This is a genomic window from Bacillus sp. JJ1566 (assembly GCF_036962685.1).
GTDB lineage: Bacteria > Bacillota > Bacilli > Bacillales > Bacillaceae_L > Ferdinandcohnia.
On the sequence record NZ_JBALOP010000007.1, the window covers coordinates 211,936 to 219,733 of the forward strand.

General features: G+C 36.8%; 7 protein-coding genes. 5 read left to right on the plus strand and 2 right to left on the minus strand.

Annotation, left to right across the window (positions count from 1 at the left end; all coding sequences use genetic code 11):
• Window positions 1–47 precede the first annotated feature (47 nt).
• Both V7112_RS05160 and V7112_RS05165 read left to right on the plus strand, forming a co-directional pair.
• Complete coding sequence (locus V7112_RS05160; RefSeq protein WP_335416365.1) at window positions 48–617, plus strand: ComE operon protein 2; 570 nt, start codon at window positions 48–50, stop codon at window positions 615–617.
• Entirely contained in the window at window positions 580–2,949 is a 2,370-nt protein-coding gene (locus V7112_RS05165; RefSeq protein ID WP_335416367.1) for a DNA internalization-related competence protein ComEC/Rec2, read from the plus strand. Before V7112_RS05160 ends, V7112_RS05165 begins: the two co-directional genes overlap by 38 nt.
• 75 nt (window positions 2,950–3,024) lie before the next feature.
• Here V7112_RS05165 and V7112_RS05170 read toward each other — a convergent pair whose 3' ends face one another.
• Window positions 3,025–3,159, minus strand: a complete 135-nt coding sequence (locus tag V7112_RS05170) for a YqzM family protein (RefSeq protein WP_335416368.1) — start codon at window positions 3,157–3,159, stop codon at window positions 3,025–3,027.
• A gap of 409 nt (window positions 3,160–3,568) precedes the next feature.
• On the opposite strand from V7112_RS05170, the gene holA reads away from it, so the two are divergent.
• A complete protein-coding gene (gene holA / locus V7112_RS05175) occupies window positions 3,569–4,585 on the plus strand; it encodes a DNA polymerase III subunit delta (RefSeq protein ID WP_335416370.1) in 1,017 nt (338 codons plus the stop codon).
• Between the two features lie 75 nt (window positions 4,586–4,660).
• On the opposite strand, the gene rpsT is transcribed toward holA, so the two are convergent.
• Window positions 4,661–4,927, minus strand: a complete 267-nt coding sequence (gene rpsT, locus V7112_RS05180) for a 30S ribosomal protein S20 (protein WP_335416371.1) — start codon at window positions 4,925–4,927, stop codon at window positions 4,661–4,663.
• Between the two features lie 384 nt (window positions 4,928–5,311).
• On the opposite strand from rpsT, the gene gpr reads away from it, so the two are divergent.
• Together gpr and spoIIP are read left to right on the plus strand one after the other, a co-directional pair.
• Window positions 5,312–6,439 carry a GPR endopeptidase gene (gene gpr, locus V7112_RS05185; protein WP_335416374.1) on the plus strand — a complete coding sequence of 376 codons (1,128 nt, stop codon included), beginning with the start codon at window positions 5,312–5,314 and terminating at the stop codon, window positions 6,437–6,439.
• Between the two features lie 87 nt (window positions 6,440–6,526).
• A complete protein-coding gene (gene spoIIP, locus V7112_RS05190; protein WP_335416376.1) occupies window positions 6,527–7,723 on the plus strand; it encodes a stage II sporulation protein P in 1,197 nt (398 codons plus the stop codon).
• Window positions 7,724–7,798: the final 75 nt, after the last annotated feature.

Here is a 7,798-nt window from a genome sequence, read left to right on the forward strand (position 1 = left end):
TACCGATAAAATAATTGTAAGATTTTGTTGAAGGGATGGGGGAAATTTTGAATAGAATCAAATGGGATCAATATTTTATGGCTCAAAGCCATTTACTTGCATTAAGAAGTACTTGTACACGATTAACAGTTGGAGCAACTATTGTAAGAGATAAGCGAATTATTGCAGGGGGGTATAATGGCTCCGTTTCTGGCGGGACCCATTGCATTGATGAAGGCTGCTATGTTGTTGATAACCATTGCATAAGAACCGTGCATGCTGAGATGAATGCGTTATTGCAGTGCGCAAAATTTGGAGTTCCGACGGAAAATGCAGAAATCTATGTAACACATTTTCCTTGTCTCCAATGTACAAAAGCAATTATTCAAGCGGGAATCAAAGTTGTTTATTACGCTGAGGATTATAAAAATCATCCATATGCAATTGAACTGTTTGAGAGATCCAATGTATTGGTTCAAAAGGTTCCGCTTCATGAAATGGTGATTGACCTAAAATCAAAAGAGAAATTAGAATTTGTTAATGAATTAATTGAGAAATTAACAGATACGGGTGCGGAAGATAAAGAGATAAAGGCATTGCATGAACAAGCTGCTACGCTATTTTCAAATATCAGTTAATTTAATCAGGAAGTATGGGGACTATGTAAAAGGGAAGTTTGTCTATCTCGCTTTCTTTTCGGTATTCGGAATACTAGTCCCTTATACCTCTTTTTCTTGGTTTAGCATTCTTCTTACGCTACTATTATTAAGTTTTATCATATTCCGCCACCATTTCTCGCTCATCCTCCTCAGTATTTTAATTCTCTTTTTCTTCATGTTTTTGTTCATCCTCGTTGATTCCAATAATCAAACCAAACTAGCACCTATAACAACTACAATAAATGCCGAAATAATAGAATCTCCAGATATCAATGGTGATAAACTCTCCTTCATTGCTAACACTTCTAAGGATGAAAAGCTACTAATGGTTTACTATATCGAAACAGAATTTGAAAAAATTCAACTTAGTAAATCGTTACAAATGGGCTTAGTGTGCACCTTTAAGGGAACTCTTAAGGAACCACAGGGTTCTAGAAATCCACATTCATTTGATTATCAGAAATATTTATATACTCAAGGAATCCATTGGATTTTTGAGGTAAACATCATAACTCCCGAAAAATGTGATCCGCAAGAAAAGTGGTCGATGAGCCGTTGGCTACTAAAAATACGGGAAACTGGAATTCGTCAAATTGATTCTCATTTTGAAGGGTCAACTGCAGGTATTATCCAGGCTTTAATTTATGGAGAAAGAATGAACATTGAGACTGATATAGTTAATTCCTATCAATCTCTAGGTTTAATCCATTTGTTAGCGATTTCAGGGATCCATGTAAGTCTTATGACAGGAATGTTTTATTTCTTGTGTATCCGATTTGGACTGACCCGTGAGTCTACCGCGATTCTCCTCTTATGTTTGCTGCCAGCTTACATCCTAATTGCAGGGGGCTCTCCATCAGTTATTCGCTCTGTACTGATGTGTATGCTTTTATTTGCAACAATATTGTGGTGGAAAAAAGCTAGTATGCTTGATGTCATTAGTTTTGTATTCATTATGATGCTTGCGTTTAATCCATATTTTTTATTTAACGTCGGTTTTCAATTATCCTTTATGGTTAGTGGATCTTTAATCTTATCCTCAAGAGTAATTTTTAAACACTATTCCAATGCTATTGCTTCCTTATTCGCGGTATCATTTTTATCCCAAATAGCTTCATTGCCCATTTTACTTTTTCACTTTTTTGAGTTTTCATTGTTAAGCTTGCCACTAAACATGCTGTATGTACCGCTATATTCTGTGATTATTTTGCCTTTTGCTTTGTTCACAGTGTTTTTACTTGGAATATTTGAACCCATCGGTCAAATTTTTGCTGCCATCCTATCCTGGATGATGGAATTTTTAAATCAGGTAACTGTTTGGGTTTCGCAATCTTCATTTTCCGTATTAACACTAGGGAAACCAGGATTGATCCTTATGATTTTGTATTGTGGTACTATCTTTTATTTTTTAGTTTGTTGGGAGAAGAAGAAAGTACTTCTGCAACGGGCACTTCTTTTGCCGATTGGGGTGTTAATGCTCCATGTAATACTGCCCTACATAAATCCATATGGTGAAGTCACGATGATTGATGTCGGTCAAGGGGATAGCATCTATATTGAACTCCCGTTTCGGAAAGGGGTTTATTTAATTGATACTGGAGGAACGATTCAATTTGAACAGGAAGAATGGAGAAAAAGAAGAAAAGAATTTTCTACTGCCGAGATCATTATTCCCTATTTAAAATCACGAGGAGTACGCAGCTTAGATAAGCTTATCATTACACATGGTGACCAAGATCATATTGGAGGTGCGAAAAGTCTTGTTGAAAAAATAAATATTAAGGAAATCGTCCTTGGAAAGAACAAGAAGGACGCAATCCAAGAAACTGAGTTGAAGAAAATAGCTACGAAAAAAGGAATTCGCATTAATCAGGTTGAACGTGGTCAAAAATGGAAAGAAGGTGACCACACATTTTATATACTTGCTCCGAAAGGAAATGAATTGGAGGAAAATAATAATTCCGTTGTTATATATACGAAACTTGGTGGATTAAATTGGTTATTTACAGGGGATATTGAAAAAAATGAGGAGCTCAATCTCATCAAAACGTATAAAAATTTACGGATAGATGTATTAAAGGTTGGTCATCACGGGAGCAAAACATCTTCAACGAAGGCATTTATTCAATTTTTAAATCCCAAAATCGCATTAATCCCAGTCGGGGTTAATAATCGATTTAACCACCCTCATCCGGACGTTATTAATCTTTTTAAAGAAGAAAAAATAAGGGTTTTTCGAACTGACAAAGATGGCGCTATTCAATACCGTTATTTTAAAAAATCAGGAACCTTTATGCGCACACTTCCATAAGATACAGTAGAGAAAGGTACGAAAAGAGACTGCCACAAAAGGGCAGTCTCTATTTGACAGTATGTATTCTGTCGGTTAAGCTCCGATAATTTTAATTAAAGTTGCGATAATGAAAATTGTAGCGAAGAAGCCAAATGATACAACGAATGCGACTCCAGCATCTACAACGTCATTTCGTGTGTTTTTAATATTCTTTTCAAATTCGTTCACGCCTAACCCCTCCTAAACAGTTATAGTATAGCCTAACTACCCGAAAAAATCTATATTTCCTTTAAAAGTCGGTTATGTTTTACCAAAAAAACAAAGCCGAAAAAGTAAAACCCATTTTCCCCTATTATCCGATACTCTTCCTTTATTAACAACACTTGTCACAAATAGTTCAAAAAAGCAAAGCGAATCCTAATAGTACATAAGTAAACGTCACCGCAGTCGTCAGGTTACAAATATCATTACTTGGCAAGTTGCCCGGGGCTTGTTCGGTAATGTTTCATATAGATTGGGAATTGGCAAAAACCAATTCCCTTTGTTATTTTAAATATCTTGTTACCTGTTGAAAAAATTGCGATTTCCCGATAGGATTAGATAGGTAAATGAAGGCTTACAGTGGAGAGGAATACGAATGAATTTAGAGCTTTGGAAAAAAATCAAGAAAAAACAATTTGCACCTGTCTATTTATTACATGGATCTGAAAACTTCTTAATCCAAGAAACAAAGGAATTACTCATTAAATATAGCATCGAAGAAGAAGAAAAGGATTTTAATTTATCAGTGTTTGATTTGGAGGAAACACCGGTTGAAGTTGCATTAGCTGATGCAGAAACCCTCCCTTTTATGGGCGAAAGACGTCTTGTTATTTTACAAAATCCATCTTTCTTAACAGCTGAGAAAAATAAGGACAAGGTTGAGCACAATCTATCGGTTCTTGAGAATTATTTGAAAAGCCCTGCTCCTTTTACAATACTTGTGTTTACTGCACCTTATGAAAAATTGGATGAACGAAAAAAAATTGTCAAGCTTTTAAAAGCAAATGCGCAAACGTTAACAGTTAATGCATTATCTGAAAAGGATTTACATAGTTGGATTACCGATCGAGTAAACCAGCATGAGGTCACCATAAGATCATCTGCAATACAAGAGCTTTTACAAGTAGCAGGAACAAATCTCATGAACATTACACAGGAAGTAGATAAAATGTGTTTATATCTTGGGACAAATGGTGAAATTACGGAGGAAACCGTTCAATTGCTCGTACCAAGGTCGTTGGAGCAAAATATTTTTTCGCTTATTGATAAGGTAGTGAACCGTAAATTAGATGAGGCATTGCGTATCTTTTATGATTTGTTACAAAATAATGAAGAGCCAATTAAAATTTTATCGTTGCTTGCAACGCAGTTCAGGTTGATTTTTCAGGTCAAGGAGCTTTCTAGACAGGGGTACGGGCAACAGCAGATTGCAGGAAATTTAAAGGTCCACCCATTTCGTGTCAAGCTTGCAGGAGGACAATCTAATTTATTTACACAAGCTGAGCTTTTAAAAATTATGAACCAGCTTGCTGAAGCTGATTATGAAATGAAAAATGGTAAAATGGATAAGAAATTGATATTGGAATTATTTATAATGAAATTGGCTAAATAATAAAGAAAAGCGCAAAAAGTGCCTGGAGCTAGACAATGCAAAAAAAAAAACGACTCAATTTGAGTCGTTTATTTATTATGCGTTAACCTCGTTAAGTTTTTTAGCTAGACGAGATTTTTGACGGTCAGCAACATTTTTATGGATAAGACCTTTACGAGCCGCTTTGTCAAGTTTAGTTGAAGCAGTAACGAATGCAGCTTTTGCATTTTCAGCATCGTTATTAGCAACTACAGCTTCGAAGTTTTTCACAGCAGTACGCATTGCAGACTTAATAGTTGCGTTATGAGCACGACGTTCATCATTTGTTTTTACACGTTTGATAGCTGATTTAATATTTGGCATACTTTCACCTCCTGCGAATATCAAGATGATCTAACACGATCAAATCATTTATGATGCCGGAAATCTTCTTTCCTTCACCTAAATGATCGCAAATACAGTCATTGATACTCTGATGTTACAACAAAAGTTATTCTATCAAATTGACTGTGATAATGCAATACCAATCTATTTTAACATTATTCAATTTAGGATTAAACCTAGTCTGAATAATGTTAAAAGCCTCCGGCGGATGCCACAGATTTTCAATGGAAAGTTTTCGAGCATGCTCGAAAAAATCTGGGCGCAAATACGCCAAAGCGTATTTGATGACAAGATAAAAATTGCATGAACCGCATTTTTGCGGGTAAAGCTATACATACTATGTGAAAAATGGAGGTAATTGGATTGGGAGAACAACTAGATTTAACTAAATATTCGGTTCGAACTGATTTAGCCCTTGAAGCAAGTGCAATGGCCGTGGAGGAACGTAATAAAACTTTAAAGGAAGAACAGCAGCCTGTATCAGAAATCGAAGGTGTGATCATAAAAGAAAGACAAGAAGATGGTATCACGATCTCAACTGTTGAAATTACGGATGAAGGTGCAAATGCAATAGGAAAGAAAAAAGGAAACTACTTAACATTAGAGGTTCAGGGAATCCGCCAAAAAGATTCAGAGCTCCAACAAAAGGTGCAAGCGGTATTTGCAAAGGAGTTTAATCACTTCCTTTCCAATCTAAATATCGGGAAGGATGCAAGCTGCCTTGTAGTGGGCTTAGGAAATTGGAATGTCACACCAGATGCGCTTGGACCAATGGCCGTTGAAAATCTGGTCATTACAAGACATCTCTTTGCACTTCAGCCGGAAAATGTTCAGGATGGCTTTCGGTCTGTAAGTGCGATTGCGCCTGGAGTGATGGGTTTAACGGGAATTGAGACAAGTGACATTATTTTTGGTGTGATCGAAAAATCTAAGCCGGATTTCGTTATTGCAATTGATGCGCTCGCAGCACGTTCGGTGGAGCGAGTGAATTCAACCATTCAAATCTCAGACACTGGAATCCATCCGGGTTCGGGAGTAGGAAACAAACGAAAGGAACTGAGTAAAGAGACATTAGGTATTCCCGTAATCGCGATTGGAATACCGACAGTAGTGGATGCTGTCTCTATTACAAGTGATGCCATTGATTTTATTTTAAAGCATTTTGGTAGAGAGCTTAAGGAAGGAGATAAGCCTTCACGTGCTTTAGTACCTGCTGGGATGAGCTTTGGTGAAAAGAAGGTTTTAACAGAAGAAGACCTACCAGGTGAGCAGGAACGACAAACGTTCTTAGGAATTGTCGGGACTCTACCAGACGAAGAAAAAAGAAAGCTTATACATGAAGTGTTGGCGCCGCTTGGTCATAACTTAATGGTCACGCCAAAAGAAGTGGATGTCTTTATTGAGGATATGGCAAATGTTATAGCAGGTGGACTTAACACAGCATTACATGGTGAAATCGGACAGGATAATTCGGGAGCATATACACATTAAAAAAATAGAATAGATTCTACCAAATCGGTTCTACTAACTCAATTTTGTTCATATCAATATGATAGACAAACATTGAGGAGGTAGAATATGAAGAGTTTTCGGGCTCAGGGAATGATGATCTCAATTCAAGGAACTAGCATTGTGAAAGGGATTCTATTCCTCATTTTTAGTTTTATTTTATTGTTTACGATTACGGGAGCAATTGTCTCTCTTAAACCAGAGTATAGAATCAGTTCTTCTTCCATCAGTAATGTAGCAACAAATCTTTCCGGCGAAGCTCTTGTTCATTTATTAGGATATGAAAACCATTATTTCGTTCAGGGCTTACCTGAATCAACAACAAGGCCAGACTACCTGGGGGCTGTATTTAAAGCAGCCACCAATCTTACTTTGGATGACCCACGGAGCTTTTTAGGTAGAGAACTTCCTGGGTTTTCTGCATTTGATGGCAAGATTCTCGTGGCGGGTGAGGGGACGAACTATACAAATATGCCGATAGAATCTCCGCCACCATTGGATGTATTGCTAGATGAAAGACAAGTGGCCACTCAAAATGTTGAACAAGCTGAAAAGTCTGCTAACCCTGTGCCGCCACCAACGATGACGACTGGTGATAAAAAAGTAGCATTCATTTATCACTCACATTCATGGGAGGCCTATTTTCCACATTTAAAAGGTGTTGATACCTCGAATCCGAATAATGCATCGCATCCCGACGTAAATGTAACGAAAGTTGGGGAGATGCTGAAACAAGAATTAGAGGCAAGAGGAATTGGTACTGACATAGACAACAGAAATATGAATAATTATTTAAAGCAAAAAGGTTACAATTATTATACAGCGTATAAAGGTTCTGGTGAAATAGTCGCGAGCGCAATGGCGGGTAACAATGATTTAAACTACCTTATTGATATACATCGTGACTCCCATCGAAAAGAAGTAACAACGATTACGATTAATGGAAAAACTTATGCAAAAATTGCATTTATTGTGGGAATCGAAAATCCTCAGTTTGAAAAAAACTTGGCTATAGCAGAAAAATTGCATGAAAAGTTACAAGAAAAATACCCTGGTTTAAGCAGGGGTGTATTAGACCAAGGTGGACAAGGCAATAATGGGGTATATAACCAGGAAAAATCAGAAAATGCCATGCTAATCGAATTTGGCGGGGTCGATAATAATTTTGAGGAACTACGTCGTTCAGCAGCAGCTATAGCCGATGTCTTAGCGGAGTATTATTGGCAAGCTGAAAAAGTAAATGCGAATGAAACAAAAAAGGAATAATTTATAAAAATATAAATTTCCATTTTAATCCTAAGAATATGTAGAGGTACAGGCTAGGAAGAAAAAATGTTAAGC